This is a genomic window from Deltaproteobacteria bacterium, from assembly GCA_005879535.1.
Lineage (GTDB): Bacteria > Myxococcota > Myxococcia > Myxococcales > 40CM-4-68-19 > 40CM-4-68-19.
In genome coordinates, this window is sequence record VBKI01000063.1 from 53,322 (window position 1) to 68,600 (window position 15,279).

The 15,279-nt window shown below is 67.9% G+C and carries 14 protein-coding genes; 3 read left to right on the plus strand and 11 right to left on the minus strand.

Features of this window, described 5'->3' with window-relative positions:
* Positions 1-9 precede the first annotated feature (9 nt).
* The 6 genes from meaB to E6J58_11280 form a co-directional block, all read right to left on the minus strand.
* Positions 10-954 carry a methylmalonyl Co-A mutase-associated GTPase MeaB gene (meaB, locus tag E6J58_11255; protein TMB37576.1) on the minus strand — a complete coding sequence of 315 codons (945 nt, stop codon included), beginning with the start codon at positions 952-954 and terminating at the stop codon, positions 10-12.
* Positions 951-2,093, minus strand: coding sequence for an acyl-CoA dehydrogenase (locus E6J58_11260; GenBank protein ID TMB37577.1), 1,143 nt, complete (start codon positions 2,091-2,093; stop codon positions 951-953). The genes meaB and E6J58_11260 overlap by 4 nt, the downstream gene beginning before the upstream one ends.
* Before the next feature lie 74 nt (positions 2,094-2,167).
* Positions 2,168-3,622, minus strand: a complete 1,455-nt coding sequence (locus E6J58_11265; GenBank protein TMB37578.1) for a serine/threonine protein kinase — start codon at positions 3,620-3,622, stop codon at positions 2,168-2,170.
* Positions 3,622-4,761: a hypothetical protein gene (locus tag E6J58_11270; GenBank protein ID TMB37579.1), complete on the minus strand. Its 1,140-nt coding sequence runs from the start codon at positions 4,759-4,761 to the stop codon at positions 3,622-3,624. The genes E6J58_11265 and E6J58_11270 overlap by 1 nt, the downstream gene beginning before the upstream one ends.
* A gap of 56 nt (positions 4,762-4,817) precedes the next feature.
* Complete coding sequence (locus E6J58_11275) at positions 4,818-6,347, minus strand: acyl-CoA carboxylase subunit beta (protein ID TMB37580.1); 1,530 nt, start codon at positions 6,345-6,347, stop codon at positions 4,818-4,820.
* A gap of 25 nt (positions 6,348-6,372) precedes the next feature.
* Positions 6,373-8,040, minus strand: coding sequence for a gamma-glutamyltransferase family protein (locus tag E6J58_11280; GenBank protein ID TMB37581.1), 1,668 nt, complete (start codon positions 8,038-8,040; stop codon positions 6,373-6,375).
* Positions 8,041-8,082: 42 nt separating this feature from the next.
* Here E6J58_11280 and E6J58_11285 point away from each other — a divergent pair, with 42 nt between their 5' ends.
* From E6J58_11285 to E6J58_11295, 3 genes are read left to right on the plus strand one after another with little or no spacing between them, the layout of a single operon-like run.
* A complete protein-coding gene (locus tag E6J58_11285; GenBank protein ID TMB37582.1) occupies positions 8,083-8,403 on the plus strand; it encodes an ATP-dependent Clp protease adaptor ClpS in 321 nt (106 codons plus the stop codon).
* Complete coding sequence (clpA, locus tag E6J58_11290; GenBank protein ID TMB37583.1) at positions 8,400-10,739, plus strand: ATP-dependent Clp protease ATP-binding subunit ClpA; 2,340 nt, start codon at positions 8,400-8,402, stop codon at positions 10,737-10,739. Before E6J58_11285 ends, clpA begins: the two co-directional genes overlap by 4 nt.
* Positions 10,740-10,773: 34 nt before the next feature.
* Positions 10,774-12,114 carry a hypothetical protein gene (locus E6J58_11295; protein TMB37584.1) on the plus strand — a complete coding sequence of 447 codons (1,341 nt, stop codon included), beginning with the start codon at positions 10,774-10,776 and terminating at the stop codon, positions 12,112-12,114.
* 1 nt (position 12,115) lies between these two features.
* Here the strand turns inward: E6J58_11295 and E6J58_11300 are convergent, their stop codons facing one another.
* Genes E6J58_11300 through E6J58_11320 form a run of 5 tightly spaced genes read right to left on the minus strand, consistent with a single transcriptional unit; the run spans position 12,116 to position 15,269 of the window.
* The gene (locus tag E6J58_11300; GenBank protein TMB37585.1) at positions 12,116-12,892 is read right to left on the minus strand and encodes an enoyl-CoA hydratase; all 777 of its coding nucleotides are present in this window, start codon (positions 12,890-12,892) and stop codon (positions 12,116-12,118) included.
* Positions 12,893-12,894: 2 nt separating this feature from the next.
* The gene (locus tag E6J58_11305; protein TMB37603.1) at positions 12,895-13,824 is read right to left on the minus strand and encodes a hydroxymethylglutaryl-CoA lyase; all 930 of its coding nucleotides are present in this window, start codon (positions 13,822-13,824) and stop codon (positions 12,895-12,897) included.
* Between the two features lie 7 nt (positions 13,825-13,831).
* Entirely contained in the window at positions 13,832-14,239 is a 408-nt protein-coding gene (locus E6J58_11310) for a cobalamin B12-binding domain-containing protein (protein TMB37586.1), read from the minus strand.
* Positions 14,239-14,958 (minus strand): class I SAM-dependent methyltransferase, encoded by a 720-nt coding sequence (locus E6J58_11315; GenBank protein TMB37587.1) that lies wholly within the window; start codon positions 14,956-14,958, stop codon positions 14,239-14,241. Before E6J58_11315 ends, E6J58_11310 begins: the two co-directional genes overlap by 1 nt.
* A complete protein-coding gene (locus tag E6J58_11320; GenBank protein ID TMB37588.1) occupies positions 14,946-15,269 on the minus strand; it encodes a helix-turn-helix transcriptional regulator in 324 nt (107 codons plus the stop codon). The genes E6J58_11315 and E6J58_11320 overlap by 13 nt, the downstream gene beginning before the upstream one ends.
* Positions 15,270-15,279 lie beyond the last annotated feature (10 nt).

Below are 15,279 nucleotides of genomic sequence, written 5' to 3' on the forward strand. Positions count from 1 at the left end.
CGGAGAAGACTACAGCCGCGCCGCTTCGTCCGCCACGCTGTAGGGATCGGTCTCGCGGCGGGCGATGCGCAGCGCGAGATCGTCGAGATGGGCGCCTTCCTGCGTCAGCTTCTCCACCGCGACCTTGAGCAGGCGGTCGCGGAGCACCTCGACCAGCTCGTTCTTCGCCCTCCGCGTCTCGCGCTGCAAAAGGCCTGGGCCGGACTTGAGGAACCGGTAGTGCGCCTCGATCGCGCTCCATACCTCGGCGACTCCCTCGTTGCGCGAAGCGACGCACTTGACGATGGCGATCTCGTGACCCGCGTCCTTCCCGACGACGTGGTTCAGCTCGAGCATCGAGCGCAAATCGCGGACGGTGCGGTCGGCGCCTTCCCGATCGCTCTTGTTGACCGCGAAGAGGTCGGCGACCTCGAGGATGCCGGCCTTGATGGCCTGGATGTCGTCGCCGAGCCCCGGCACCACGACCACCACCGTCGTGTGCGCCAGGCGGCAGACCTCCACCTCGTCCTGTCCGACGCCCACCGTCTCGATCAGGATCACGTCCTTGCCCATCGCATCCAGCACGCGGGTGCAATCGGACGTCGCCCGGGAAAGTCCGCCGAGCTGACCGCGGGTCGCCAGCGAACGGATGAACACGCCCGGATCGAGCGCATGGTCCTGCATGCGGATGCGATCGCCCAGGATCGCCCCTCCGGTGAACGGGCTCGTGGGATCGACGGCGAGGACGCCCACCGTCTTTCCCGCCGCGCGCAGGAGCGCGACCAGCCGATCGACCAGGGTGCTCTTGCCCGCACCGGGATTACCTGTGATGCCGACGATCTGCGCGCGACCGGTGCGCGGCCAGATCTCGCGGAGGACAGCTTCCGCCTCGGGTTGCGCGTCGTCGATCTGCCGCATCAGCCGCGCGGCGGCGCGGACGTCCCCGGAGACGATGCGTTCGGCGACGGCGCTCATGCCTTGAGCAGCTCTCGTGCGATCACCATCCGCTGGATCTCGCTCGTGCCCTCGCCGATGGTGCACAGCTTGACGTCGCGGTAGATGCGCTCCACCAGGAACTCCTTGGTGAACCCGTAGCCGCCGTGGATCTGGACTCCCTGTGCGGCGGCGCGGCAAGCGGCCTCGCTTGCGAACAGCTTCGCCATCGCCGCCTCGCGGGTGTAGGGCTTGCCCGCATCGCAGAGGTACGCCGCGCGCCAGACGAGCAGGCGCGACGCGTCCAGCTCGGTGGCCATGTCTGCCATCATCCAGCGCAGCCCCTGGAAGTCCGCGATGGGCTTGCCGAACGCCTTTCGCTCGCCCGCGTAGAGGATGCTTTCCTCGAGGGCCCCCCGCCCCAGGCCCACGCTCAGCGCGCCGATGGTGATGCGTCCCTTGTCGAGGATCTTGAGCGTGTCGACGAAGCCGCCGCCCACTTCGCCGATGCGGCGCCAATCCTCGACGTACACGTCCTCCATGACCAGCTCGGCGGTGTCGCTCGAGCGCATCCCCAGCTTTCCGTGCAGGGCGCGCTGGGAGAATCCCTTCATCCCTTTTTCCAGCAGGAAGGCGGTCACGCCCTTCTGCCGTTTCTCGGGCTCGGTGAGAGCGAGCACGACGAAGACGTCGCCGACGGTGCCCTGGGTGATGAACATCTTGGCGCCGTTCAGGATCCAGCCCTTGTCCTTGCGCACCGCGAGCGAGCGCATGCCGGCGGCATCCGAACCGCTGCCGGGCTCGGTCAGGCCCCAGGCGGCGAGCTTCCTGCCGGCGGCAATCTCCGGGATGTACCGGCCGCGCAGCTCTTCGCTGCCGAACCGCAGCAGATGGGACGTGCCGAGGCCGTTGTGCGAGGCGACGGTGAGCGCCAGCGATCCGTCCCATCGCGCGATCTCCTCCACCACGCAGGCGACGGACAGCGTATCCAGCGCCGATCCCCCCAGCTCCTCGGGAACGGTCATGCCGAGGAGACCGAGCTCGCCGAGCTGGTCGACCACCTCGCGCGGGAAGTGCTCTTCGCGGTCCCATTCCTGCGCGTGCGGCTTCACCTCGCGCACGCAGAAGTCGCGGACCATCGCCACCAGCTTGTGCTGGCTCTCGTTCAGTTCGAAGTTCATACTCCAACGTGTACAGCCTCAGAGCATAGCCGCAAAGCCGCACCTCCGGTGCCGCAGCGGCTAGCAGAGCGGCGTCACTTGCGCACCACCAGCTCGCCCGCAGCCAGCGGCACCGGATTGTGGGCATCATCGACCCGCCGGTAAATCCAGACGTCGACGGTATGCTGCCCACTCGACAGCTCGCGCAGACGCGCCGCGTGGCGCTCGCTCAGCGGCAGGGTGAGCTGGTCATCGTTCGGAGTGAGCGCAGGATCGAAGATGACGTGGGCGCGCTTGCGTCCGTCGACGAAGAGCTCCTCCCAGATCTCTCCCGTCCGGTTGTCGCCCACCGGCTGGGCGAAGTAGCAGCGGGCATGGATCGAATCCGCCGCGGAAAGGACGGCGGTCACCTCCGCAGGATCGCTGCGGAAGAACACGCAGTTTCCGTAACCGCCGGCGCTCTGGACCTTGCGCAGGCCACCCTGCGCGACCCACCCGGCGGCGGGAACGCGCCCCCGCGATGCCGTGCCGAAGCGCATCCAGCCGATCGCAGCGGCGGCGAGCACCAGCACGGCGGCTGTGGCGCCCGCCGCCACTCCGAGCCAGGGGCTTGATTTCGCGGGGGGCGATGGACGGGATCGACGTGCCGCCGGCGACACGCCGCGTGGCGGTGGCGACAACAGACGCGTCTTTTCCGCCTGTGCCGCGGCGTCTGGCTGCCCGCCGCCGATCGAGCGCGGCAGGGAATCGATCGCCGCAATCAGGTCGTCGCAGCTCTGGTATCGCTCCGCGGGCTTCTTGGCGCACATCTTCCCGACGATGGCGGCGATGCGGACGTCGCAGGGGACGATCTGCGTCAGATCCGGCAGAGGCGCCTTCACCTGCATCAGCATCACGTCGACCTTGTTCTTCGCCTCGAACGGCTTGCGCCCCGTCAAAAGATGGAACGCGGTGATCCCGAGGGAATAGATGTCGCTGCGCGCGTCGATCGCGTACCCCGTCGCCTGCTCCGGGCTCATGTAGTACGGGGTCCCGAGGACCGTCTCGCCGGTGAGATCCTTCTTCGCGTCGCGCAGCTTGGCGATTCCGAAGTCGAGGATCTTCACCTCGCCCGACGACGACATCATGATGTTCGCCGGCTTGATGTCGCGGTGGACGACGTTATTGGCGTGCGCCCTGCGCAGTCCTTCCGCGCACTGTCGGACGACGGAAACGACCTGCGTTGGCTCGAGGGCGGCCTGCCTGAGCACGGCATCGAGCGGGCGGCCGTCGAAGTACTCCATGACGATGTACGGATCGACGGTGTCCTCGTCGCTGCCCACGATCTCGTAGATCTGGATGATCGCCGGGTGGGCAATCCGCGCGAGGACCTGCGCCTCGCGGCGGAAGCGCTCCACGTAGCGGGGATCGCCGTGCGTGAGGACCTTGATTGCGACGTAGCGGTCCAGCGACGGATCGAGCGCGCGATAGACCGCACCCATTCCCCCCGAACCGAGCATGACCGGGTCCTGGTAGCGGCCGAACGATGGCGTCGCCGGCGGCTCGGCCATCAAACACTTATAGCGGAAGGCGCCCCCGCGTCCGGTTTTCGGACCATGTGCGTGAACGCCCACAGAGCGCAGGCGGCGAGCGCGGCATAGCGGAAAGCGACCATCGGCCAGAACACGGCGTGATCGAACCAGATCACCTGTGGCCAGATCCGATCCGCCTGCAGGTGGAGCCGCATGAAACTGATGGCGTAGTCGACGAGCGCCAGAACCGACGCGGCGCCTGCGAGCCAGCCGGGAACTGCGGCCAGCGCGAGCAGCGCCACGACCCAGAGCCAGTATTGCGGCGAGTACACCTTGTTCGTGACGAAGAAGAGGCACATCAGGGCGCAGATTGCCCGCAGCGGATCGAGACGCCGGGTGCGTATTTCGATGGCCGCGACGGCAACCGCGGCCCCGAGCACCGCCACGGCGGAGATCGCGTTGGCGGAGGCGACGAACGCGCGTGGATCGGCGCCGGCCAAAAGATACAGCGAAGGCTCAATCTCCCGAATGCGGTTGTACTCGAAGAACCAGGTCCACCGCGGCCAGCCGAGGAGCGCGAAGGGAAGGTTCACCGCCAGCGACAGGGCGGCGAAGATGCCGACCAGCTCCAGCGTTCGCCGGCGAGGTCCGCGAAACGAGATCAACAGCAGGACACCGAGCGCGAGGACGGGAAAGAGCTTCGTCCACACCGCCAACGAGAGCGCCGCAGCTGCCGCTCGTTCGCGCCCGCCAGCCCAGAGAAAGAGGCCGCCAGCAAGCGGGAGGATGCCGAACAGGTCCCAATTCAGCGCGCCATAGACCAGCAGCGCCGGCGACGCAGCCCAGATCCACGGCTGCGTCCCGGGGAGCGCGCACATCCACCAGAGCGTGAGGAGGGCGCAGGCAGCCAGCAGGACGAACGTGAGCGCAAAGTATCCGGCGCGGTCCGGCGCGAGCACGCTCGGGAACCACATCCCGACGCCGAGGAGCACGGGGTACTCGATCTTGTCTTCGACGTACGGAACCGGATGCCGTCCCGCTCCGCGATCCTCGTGGAGCGCCAGGATGTCCGAGTACGAGAGCGCCGCGAATGACCAGAGCCGATATCCCCAGGGCGACGGATGTCGCGTGCCTTCGGCGGTCCGCACATATGCGGCGGCCAGGATTGCCGCGCACACGAGGGATGGAACCGCGAATCTGCGGCGCGTCGCGCGCCAATCGAGCGGACGATCCATCAGACCGGCGTCACCGATCTGCGCTTCGGGGTCAGAGGGCGGTCCCTTTGGGCAGCGGCCGCGAACCGCCTGACGATCTCCGCGCGAAGCCGATCGCCGGGAATGATGGCATCCACGACCTGCTCGGCGGCGAGCTTGTAGATGTCGATGTCCGCCTTGTACTCCTCGCGAAGCTGCTGCACGAACGCGGCGCGCTCGCTCTCCGGCTTCTCCTGGATCTTGTTGAAGTAGACGGCGTTCACCGCCGCCTCCGGCCCCATCACCGCGATCATCGCCTGCGGCAGCGCAATCGTCGCGTCCGGCTCGAAGGCCGGGCCACCAAATGCGTAGAGGCCCGCGCCGTAGGCCTTGCGCACGATCACGCAGATCTTCGGGACCGTCGCCTCCGAGACCGCCATGACCATCTTCGCCCCGTGGCGGATGATCCCTTCGCGCTCCACCTTGGTGCCGATCATGAACCCGGGCACGTCCGCGAGATAGAGGATGGGGATTCCGAAAGCGTCGCAGAGCCAAATGAACCGCGCCGCCTTGTCGGCGCTGTCGACGAAGAGGACGCCGCCCTTGTGCTTCGGCTGGCTGGCGACGATCCCCACCGGCTTTCCCTCGATGCGGGCGAAGGCCGTGATCACCTCCGGAGCGAAGAGCTTCTTCAGCTCGAACAGTGAGTCGGCGTCGATCAGCTCCCGGATCAGCGCGAACATGTCGAAGAACTTGTTTTGATCGGGCGGGATGATCTCTTCGATCCGCTTGCCGCTGGACGCGGGCGCAAGCGGCTTCTGGGCCGGGAGCGGCGCCGAGAAGCTCTCCGGAAAGTACGACAGGTAGCGCTGCGCCGCCGCGATGGCCTCCTGCTCCGTCTTCACCAGCACGTCGCCGCATCCGGACACGGAGCAATGCATGCGGGCGCCGCCCAGCTCTTCCAGCGTGACCTTCTCGCCGATCACCATCTCCGCCATCCGCGGCGAGCCCAGGTACATGGACGCATTGCCGTCGACCATCACCACGATGTCGCAGAACGCGGGAATGTACGCGCCCCCCGCGGCGCTGGGCCCGAAGAGCAGGCAGACCTGCGGCACCAGGCCGCTCATCTGGCACTGCATGTAGAAGATCCGTCCGGCACCGCGGCGGCCGGGGAACATCTCGATCTGGTCGGTGATGCGTGCGCCGGCGGAATCGACCAGGTACAGCATCGGGCAGCGCGTCTTCAGCGCCTGCTCCTGGATGCGGATGATCTTCTCCACCGTGCGGCGGCCCCAGGAGCCCGCCTTGACCGTGGAGTCGTTGGCCATCACCGCCACGACCCGCCCAGCGATCCGTCCCAGTCCCGTGATCACTCCATCGGCGGGAAGCTCCGGATCCTTGGCGTTGGCGAACGCGCCGTCCTCGACGAAGCTGTCGGCGTCGAGCAGCAGCTTCACGCGCTCGCGCGCGAACAGCTTCCCGCTCTCGGCGTTCTTCTGGTGGTACTTCGGCGCCCCGCCCTTCTCGATCCGCGCCAGCTCCGCCTTCACCTTGTCGTCGAAGTCCATCGGGCGGCGCTTCTAGCAGAGTGCGCTACTTCGCGAAATCGGGGGGTGGAGCGGGAATCGCCTGGCCGTCGTGGCGCGGGTCGCTGGCGCCGAACTTCACGCCCGTCTTGCGATCGAAGAGGACCGCCTGTCCGTAGCCGAAGTTTGGTGTCCGCGGCGGGCGGACTTCGATCTGATGGCCGAGCGCCGTCAGCTCGTCGCGGACCGGTGCGGGAACGGAAGACTCGATCTCGACGTCGCACCCCTCGAAGGTTCCTTTGGTGAATCGCCCGGCTTCCAGCGCCTGCTGGATGTTCATCCCGAAGTCGGCGATGTCCGCCACGAACTGGGCGTGGGCCTGCGACTGGTTCCAGGCGCCCATGATCCCGAAGCCGATGCTCACGCCGCCCTTCTGCATGAAACCGGGAATGATCGTGTGTAGTGGCCGCTTGCGCCCGGCGAGCGTGTTCGGCCGGCCGGGCGCAAGCGTGAAGAGGCTTCCGCGGCTTTGCAGGACGAACCCGCAACCCTTCGGCGTCAACCCGGATCCGAACCCGTGGTAGTTGCTCTGGATCAGCGAGACGATGTTTCCTTCGGCGTCGGCGACGGCGAGGAAGATGGTGTCGCCATCCCGCGACGTCGTGATCCCGGGAACGTGCGAAGGCTCGACGTGCTCCGCCGCCCTGCGCGGATCGATCAGGCGGGCGCGCGCGGCGACGTTTCCGTCGGACAGAAGCACGCCCACGGGCACTTCCGCGAAGCGGGGATCGCCGACGTAGCGCAGCAGGTCGGCGTACGCGAGCTTCTTCGCCTCGATCATCGCGTGTAGCGTACGCGCGGAGTGGAAGCCCCACTGCCCAAGCGGAAAGCGTTCCAGCATCCGCAACATCAGGAGCGCGGCGATCCCCTGCCCGTTCGGTGGCAGCTCCGCGACCTTCCAGCCCCGATATGCGATCTGGAGCGGATCGGCCGATTCCGCCTCGAACTCGGCGAGATCCTCCAGGTCCATCGCGCCGCCATGTGCGCGGACGACGTCGACGATGGCCTGCGCGGTGGGACCTTCGTAGAAACCGCGCCCGCCGCTCTCGGCGATACGCCGGAGCGAGCGCGCCAGGGAAGGATTCCTGAACACCTCGCCGGCCGCGGGGGGCCGGCCGTCGATCAGGAACGTCGCGACGGACTCCCGGTCCTGGGCGAGCACCGGCGCCGCTCCCGCCCACAACCCCGCGGTGATCTCCATGACGGGAAAGCCGTTCTCGGCGTACCAGATGGCGGGCGCGAGGTCCGCAGCGAGCGGCAATCTCCCGAACCGCTCGTGCAGCGCAATCCAGCCCGCCACGGCGCCCGGCACCGTCACCGTGTGGGGACCTGAGGGGGGTAGCTCGCCGACGATTCCCTTGCGGGCCAGGAACTCCGGCGTCATCCCCGAAGCTGACCAGCCGCTCGCATTCATTCCGAACAGGGCGTCATTCTTCGCTGCGTGTACGATCGCGAAGAGGTCGCCGCCGAGACCGTTGGAGGAAGGCTCCATCAGCCCCTGCACGGCGTTCGCCGCGATGGCGGCATCCACCGCGTGTCCTCCCCGCTGCAGGATTTGCGTCGCCGCCTGGGCGGCGAGGGGCTGGCTGGATGCCGCGACGCCGTGCTGTGACGCCGTGACGGACCGGCCGGCGACTGGTAATGCCGTTGCCGACGTGGTGGCCAGGCTCGTCATGGCCGGCTTCTATCACTCCAAGCTGCGGTACTGTAGGGTTCGATGCCCAAGGGGAAGCCGCGTGAACAGGGCGACACCGCGGTCGTCACGGAGAGGAAGAGCAAGACCCAGAAGCCGAAGCTCTGGAAAGTCATCCTTCACAACGATGACTACACGACCATGGAGTTCGTCATCCACGTGCTGGAGGTGGTCTTCAACAAGGAGCCGGCGGTGGCCCACGACCTGATGCTGCAGGTCCATACCCGTGGCATGTGCGTCGCCGGCGTTTACACTTACGAGATCGCGGAGACCAAGGCGGCGACGGTGGAGCAGATGGCAAAGGCGGCGGAATTTCCTTTTCTCTGTACGATGGAACCTGAATGAGTCTGTCGATCACCAAAGAGCTGGAGTCCTCCCTGCGGCTGGCCTTCGCGGAGGCGAAGGCGCGGCGGCACGAGCACGTGACGTTGGAGCACCTGCTGTACGCGCTCCTGCGCGACCCGGTTGCGACGCGAATCCTGCGCGCCTGCGGCGCCCGGCTGCCGGAGCTCAAGCGCGACCTCGAGCAGCATCTCCAGGAAAGCCAGGGGCAGCTGCCGGACGGATTCGATCGGGACCCCGAGCAGACGCGCGCGTTCCAGCGCGTGCTGGAGCGGGCCGCGATGCAGGTCCAGTCGAGCGGAAAGGAAACCATCGACGCCGGCTCCGTGCTGGTGGCGCTCTTCCGCGAGCGCGATTCGCACGCGCTCTATCTGCTCGAGAAGCAGGGGGTGACGCGGCTCGACCTGCTCCGGTTCATCTCCCACGGCGCCCTCAAGGTCCGCGACGAGAGCGGGCTCCGGCCCCACACCGGGGACGACGACGAGCTGCATGCGCAGCCGCAGGGCGACGACGAGGACGGCGGGCTGGCCGACGACCCGCTTGCCGCCTACTGCGTCGATCTCATCCAGCGCGCAGCCGAAGGTCGGATCGATCCGCTGGTGGGGCGCAAGAACGAGCTGGAGCGCACCATGCAGGTGCTCTGCCGGCGCCGGAAGAACAATCCCATCTACGTGGGCGAGGCCGGCGTTGGAAAGACCGCTCTCGCCGAGGGCCTCGCAGTCGCCATCCACGAGCAGAAGGTCCCCGAGATCCTCAAGGCAGCGCCGCTCTACGCGCTTGACCTCGGCGCCTTGCTCGCCGGGACCAAGTTCCGCGGCCAGTTCGAGGAGCGGCTCAAGGCGGTGGTGAAGGCGCTGACGCAGAAGACCGGGGCCATCCTCTTCATCGACGAGATCCACATGCTGGTGGGCGCGGGCGCGACCAGCGGCGGGTCGATGGACGCCTCCAACCTGCTCAAGCCAGCGCTGGCCAACGGAGAGCTACGCTGCATCGGCAGCACCACCTTCTCCGACTTCAAGGCGAGCTTCGATCGGGACAAGGCGCTGGCCCGGCGCTTCCAGAAGATCGAGGTGCTGGAGCCGAGCCGCGACGAGGCGGTGCAGATCCTCCAGGGACTGAAGAGCCGATACGAGGAGCACCACGGGGTCTCCTACAGCGACCCGGCGCTGGAAGCCGCCGTCGATCTCTCCGCGAAGCACCTGGTCGATCGGCACCTGCCCGACAAGGCCATCGACGTGATCGACGAGGCGGGAGCGCTGCAGCGGATGAAGCCGGCCAACGAGCGCGTTCCGCTGATCGGCATCCCGGAGATCGAGCAGGTGGTGGCGAAGATCGCGCGCATTCCGCCCCGGAGCGTCTCCAGCGACGACAAGACGGCCCTGAAGAGCCTCGCGCCCGAGCTGAAGAAGGTGGTGTATGGCCAGGACCCGGCCATCGAGGCGCTGGCCAGCGCCATCCTCCTCTCCCGCTCCGGGTTGGGCTCGCCGACCAAGCCGATCGGCAGTTTCCTCTTCTCCGGTCCGACCGGCGTCGGCAAGACCGAGCTGGCGAAGCAGCTGGGCCGGATCATGGGCGTCCCGCTGATCCGGTTCGACATGTCCGAGTACATGGAGAAGCACACCGTCAGCCGCCTGATCGGCGCCCCTCCCGGATATGTCGGTTTCGACCAGGGTGGCCTGCTCACAGACGCCATTCGCAAGCAGCCGCACGCGGTGTTGCTGCTCGACGAGATCGAGAAGGCACACCCGGACGTGTTCGACATCCTGCTCCAGGTGATGGACCACGCCACCCTCACCGACAACAACGGCCGGCAGAGCGACTTCCGCCACGTCGTCCTGATCTTCACCACCAACGCCGGCGCGCGGGACCTGACCGCTGCGCGAGTGGGATTCGGCGCCGGCACCCGCAGCTTCATGGTTGCGGGGACCAAGCTCGGCGAGAAGGTGGCGTCGTTCGATCTCGACTCCGGCGCCGGGGGCGACGCCAAGAAGGCCATCGAGCGCGCCTTCAGCCCGGAGTTCCGCAACCGGCTCGACGGCTGGATCGCGTTCTCCAGCCTGCCGATGGAGGTCGTGGAGCGGATCGTCGACAAGCAGATCGACGAGCTGCGGGTCCAGCTCCGCGAAAAGAGCGTCGAGCTGGAGCTGCTCCCGGAGGCGCGGAGGTGGCTGGCCGACCACGGCTTCTCGCCGCAGTTCGGAGCGCGGCCGATGGCGCGGCTGATCCAGACTGCCCTGAAGAAGCCGCTCGCCGAGCGCATCCTCTTCGGCGATCTGGAAAAGGGTGGAAAAGTGGTCCTGGGTGTGCAGGACGACAAGCTGAGCATCGGCAGGGAATGAGAGGGCCCGCGCGATCGCCGGTACAATCCGGCGGATGCGCATCCGGTCCTTCCTGGTCCTGGCGGCCTGCGCCTGCGCCACGGCCGCACCGCCGCCCGCCGCTGAGTCGAGCTCCTCCCGGGAGGCTCCGGCAGCGCGCATCGTCTCGGTGCTGGAATTGCGCAGCAAGCTGCGGGACGGACCCGCGATCGATGCCGGATACGTAGCCGACAGGCTTCGGGCGGAGGTGCTTTCCTCCGGCGTCGATGCGCGGGTCATCAGCCGCGAGAACATGCTGGTGCTGCTCCAGGCGCAAGGAAAGCAGCTCGCCGATTGCGAGGCGGAATGCGAAGTGGAGACTGGCCGCCGCATCGGCGCCGATCTCGTCGTCAGCGGTGAGCTCGTTCGGGTTGGAGACAGCCTGAAGGCCAGCCTGCGCCTGCACGAGACCCGCTCGGGAACGCTGGTCGCCGCGGTCACCGCGGCGGGCGTGACCGCCGAGGAGCTGGATGCCCATCTGGCGGATGCGGTGCGGCAGCTTTTGGCCCCGCTGGGCCGTTCCACATCGGCATCGGTTGCGAAGACGGGCGCACGCGCGGCGCAGCCGTTCGACGCGAAGGCGTTCGCTGCAGGTCAGCCGTCGTCGTTCGACTGCGAAAGCTCGGCGCGCCGCCTGCACGAGAGCTCACCCGACCAGGCCTGGGCGGCGCTCGGCGCCTGCGTCGAACGGCAGGGCTGGTCGCGCGGCGACTTCACCTCTCTCGAGCGGATCACGGGCGGATTCTGGGACGAAGATCTGACGACCCGCGCCGACGCACCGAGGCTGATCGCGCGGATCATCGCCGCGCGCGGCGGGGACGTGGAGGGCGACATCTCACTGGTGCAGAAGAGCCGCGTCCCGCTGTTCACCCTGTCCGCTGCCCTCCGCCAGCCCGACGTGTACAAGGGCCGCTGGGTGCTCGTGCGCGGGGCGCTCAGCGGAATCCGCCAGGACGCGGGAAGGCCCTCGGCCATGGTGCGGGAGACTTCGCTGCGCGCGACCGCACGGGAAGTCCAGGTCGGATCGACGACGCGCATCGAGCACAGCAGCAGCGCGAAGGGGCAACGCGATGTGGAGACCACGCGCTACGGAAACGCGCGCAGCAGCGCGCAATACAGCTCCAGCGCCCGGAGCGACTACACCCGCCTGAACCAGAAGTTCGAGAACGAGCGCGTGGAAACCGGCCGGCTCGCGCTGGGAAGGCTCGCTCGCGCCGATCCGTTCCTCGAGCCAGAGAAGGACTTCCTCTTTCTCGCCCGCTTCGACGGCGTCAACCCTTCCCGCGATCAAGAGCAGCCCGTCGCCCTGCTCTCCATCGCGGGCTACTTCCAGCCGAGTGCCCTCCTCGTCCAGTGACTTACCGGCCTCGCCATTTCGGCGGGCGCTTTTCGGCGAAGGCCTGCAGACCTTCCAGCCGGTCTTCGCTCAACAGCGGCTTCTCGTAATGTTGGCGCTCGCGTTCGAGCGCCGCGTCGATCGGCAGGTCCCAGGCCTCCTCGACGGACGCCTTGGCCGCGGCGAGCGCCACCGGAGCATTGGCGGCGACCTCGTGGGCGAGCGCGACCGCTGCTGAGACTGAGTCGCCAGCGGCGGAGATGCGGTTGACGAGCCCCATCTGAAGCGCTTCCTGCGCTTCCACCCGGCGCGCGGTGAGAATCAAGTCCTTGGCCCGGCCGATCCCCACCACACGGGCAAGGCGGACGGTTCCTCCGCCGCCGGGGATCACGCCCACCTTCGTCTCGGTGAGCCCGATCTGCGCCGCCGGGTCGATCACCCGCAGATCGCAGGCTAACGCCAGCTCGCAGCCGCCGCCGAGAGCGAGGCCGTTGATCGCCGCGATCCACGGCTTGGGGCATCGTTCCAGCTCGCGGAGAGCGCCGTGCAGCTCCGCGAGCCAGCTGCGGACGTCGTCCTCCGTCCAGCCGCGCCTCTCCTTGAGATTCGCGCCGGCGCAGAAGGCCCGTCTGCCAGCTCCGGTGAGCACCACCGCCCGGACTGCGGTTTCGACGGCAGCCTGGCGCGCCTGCTGAGCCAGCTCGGCGACCAGCGCGCGCGAGAGCACGTTCATCTGCGCCTCGCCGTCGATGGTCAGGACGCGTACCGCTCCGCGATCTTCCGAGATCAGGTTGGCCATCGCTAGGTCGCCGCTCCGCGCCGCGCCTCGCCAGGGTTGCGGCGGCCGAGCGCCGCCTGCAGTCGCCGTCCGGAAAGCTTGTGCCCGACCAGCTCCTGCGCCAGCGCGCCGGCGTCTACGAGCCGGGCGAGGTCGAGGCCGGTCCCGATGCCCATGTCCGCGAGCATTGACGCGAGGTCCTCGGTGGCGAGGTTCCCTGCGGCCCCGGGCGCGTACGGACAACCGCCCATCCCGCCGATGCTCGTGTCGAAGGTGGTGATTCCGAGCTCCAGGGCGACGAGACAGTTCGCCAGTGCCGTGCCGTGGGTGTCGTGGAGGTGCAGCGCCAGCATCGCCGCGGGGACCTCGCGCAGGAAGAGCTCCAGAATCTCACGCGTCTGCCGCGGGTTTCCCACCCCGATGGTGTCGCCGAGGGAAAGCTCGTCGCAGCCGATCGCGCGCAGCTTGCGCGCAATCTCGAGCGCCCGGGCCGGGTCGACGGCCCCCTCGTAGGGGCAACCCCAGATCGTGCTCAGGTAACCGCGCACGAACAGGCCCTGCTTTTTCGCAGCAGGCACGACCTCGCCGAAGTGTTCGAGCGACTGCGCGACCGTCTTGTTGGTGTTCTTGAGGTTGTGCGACTCCGTCGCGGACATGAACACCGCGACCTCCCGCATTCCTGCGGCGACGGCGCGATCCAGGCCGGCCATGTTCGGAACCAGCGCCGAGTACCGGATGCCGGGCTTGCGAGCCACACGGCGTGCCACTTCGTCGGTGTCGGCGAGCTGCGGAATCCAGTCTGGTCGGACGAACGACCCGAGCTCGATCCGCTGGAGCCCCGCGTCGGTCAGCGCCCCGAGAAGCCGGAGTCGCGCATCCACCGAGAGCTGCGCCGACTCGTTCTGCAGCCCGTCGCGGGGTCCGACTTCGTAGAGTGTGACGCGGGCGGGCATCATCGGATCAGCCTCGCGGGCGCACGTTCTCCCGCACCCATTCCGCGATCGAGCGCGTGGTGGCGCCGGGCGTGAAGATCTCCTTCACTCCCAGCTTCTTCAGCTCCGGAATGTCGGGATCGGGAATGATCCCCCCGCCGAAGACCACGACGTCGTCCACGCTCTGCTTGCGCAGCAGATCGATGATCGCCGGAAAGAGCGTCATGTGCGCGCCGGACATGATCGACAGCCCGATGCCATCGACGTCCTCCTGGACGGCGGCGGCGACGATCATCTCGGGCGTCTGATGCAGCCCGGTGTAGATCACCTCGAAGCCCTCGTCGCGCAGAGCCCGCGCGATGATCTTCGCGCCGCGATCGTGGCCGTCGAGTCCGGGCTTGGCGACGAGAATGCGGACTTTTCGGGCGTCTGCCATCAGGGCACCTTTTCCAGTAAGGCAATGAGCTGCGGCGTCTCTTCCGTCAAGGGCGCGTCGGGCTGCAACCGTCGCAGGACCAGGCCCGCTGCCAGCGCGAGCGCGGACAGATGCGGCGGCGCATAGTAGCGGATGGAAAATGTCGCCGAAAGGCTCTCGCCGCCCGCAGTGGTCAAGGTCTTCGTCACGCGGTCGACATTCGTCGCCGCGTCCCAACTGCTTTCCTCGGTGACGTGGCCCAGGCCCGCCACGTCCTCCTCGTACCGGGCACGAGGCCGCACAGCAAGTCGGAGCGGATTGTCCGTCGTCAGCACCAACGTGCCACCCGGGCGCAGAATTCGCGCCGCCTCGCGCAGCGCGCCGTGCGCGTCGGACTCGCTCCCCAGGAACATCGAGCTATAGAAGCAGAATGCAGCGGCGATGGATCCCGCATGCAACGGCAACGCCCGCAAGTCGGCACGGACGAGGCGCGCGCTGCGCGCTTGCGCCCGGGCCTCGTCGAGCAGCAGGGCGCTGCGATCCACCCCCAGCGGATGTGGATGGCCCTGCTCGATGAACGCCGCAAGGTGGCGGCCGAAGCCGCAACCCAGGTCGGCGATCGGCTTTCCCGGCTCTACCTGCGCGAGATGCAGCGCGATGGCGACGTCGTCCCTCGCGAGCCTGGGCGGAGCGTAGCGCCGCGTGGTCTCCAGGAAGATGCGGTCGGCTATCGGATCCATTCGTCCGCCCACCGCTCGAGGCCTCCGATCACCCGCCCGAGCGCGCGACCTTTCTCCGTGAGGTGATACTCGACGCGGATGGGCTGCTCGTCGATGACGCGTCGCTGCACCACGGCTGCGCGCTCGAGCTCCTTGAGCCGATGGGACAGCATTCCTTCGGTGACCACCTCCAGCTCGGCCGCGAGCTCGCTGTAGCGGTGCGGCCGCTTGAGCAGGAGCTGGACAATGAGCGGCGTCCATCTCTTTCCCAGCAGATCGACCGCGGACTGGAACTTCGGGCAGATCCGCGTCGAGTGGAGGCGCTCGGCCATGCAGCAATGA

Bases quoted from the DNA above. Each gene is read 5' to 3' on its own strand.
- clpA (TMB37583.1), top strand. From the start codon at position 8,400: ATGAGTCTGTCGATCACCAAAGAGCTGGAGTCCTCCCTGCGGCTGGCC.
- E6J58_11300 (TMB37585.1), bottom strand. From the start codon at position 12,892: ATGGCCAACCTGATCTCGGAAGATCGCGGAGCGGTACGCGTCCTGACC.
- E6J58_11295 (TMB37584.1), top strand. From the start codon at position 10,774: ATGCGCATCCGGTCCTTCCTGGTCCTGGCGGCCTGCGCCTGCGCCACG.
- E6J58_11285 (TMB37582.1), top strand. From the start codon at position 8,083: ATGCCCAAGGGGAAGCCGCGTGAACAGGGCGACACCGCGGTCGTCACG.
- E6J58_11280 (TMB37581.1), bottom strand. From the start codon at position 8,040: ATGACGAGCCTGGCCACCACGTCGGCAACGGCATTACCAGTCGCCGGC.
- E6J58_11305 (TMB37603.1), bottom strand. From the start codon at position 13,824: ATGCCCGCCCGCGTCACACTCTACGAAGTCGGACCCCGCGACGGGCTG.
- meaB (TMB37576.1), bottom strand. From the start codon at position 954: ATGAGCGCCGTCGCCGAACGCATCGTCTCCGGGGACGTCCGCGCCGCC.
- E6J58_11315 (TMB37587.1), bottom strand. From the start codon at position 14,958: ATGGATCCGATAGCCGACCGCATCTTCCTGGAGACCACGCGGCGCTAC.
- E6J58_11265 (TMB37578.1), bottom strand. From the start codon at position 3,622: ATGGCCGAGCCGCCGGCGACGCCATCGTTCGGCCGCTACCAGGACCCG.
- E6J58_11275 (TMB37580.1), bottom strand. From the start codon at position 6,347: ATGGACTTCGACGACAAGGTGAAGGCGGAGCTGGCGCGGATCGAGAAG.
- E6J58_11320 (TMB37588.1), bottom strand. From the start codon at position 15,269: ATGGCCGAGCGCCTCCACTCGACGCGGATCTGCCCGAAGTTCCAGTCC.
- E6J58_11260 (TMB37577.1), bottom strand. From the start codon at position 2,093: ATGAACTTCGAACTGAACGAGAGCCAGCACAAGCTGGTGGCGATGGTC.
- E6J58_11310 (TMB37586.1), bottom strand. From the start codon at position 14,239: ATGGCAGACGCCCGAAAAGTCCGCATTCTCGTCGCCAAGCCCGGACTC.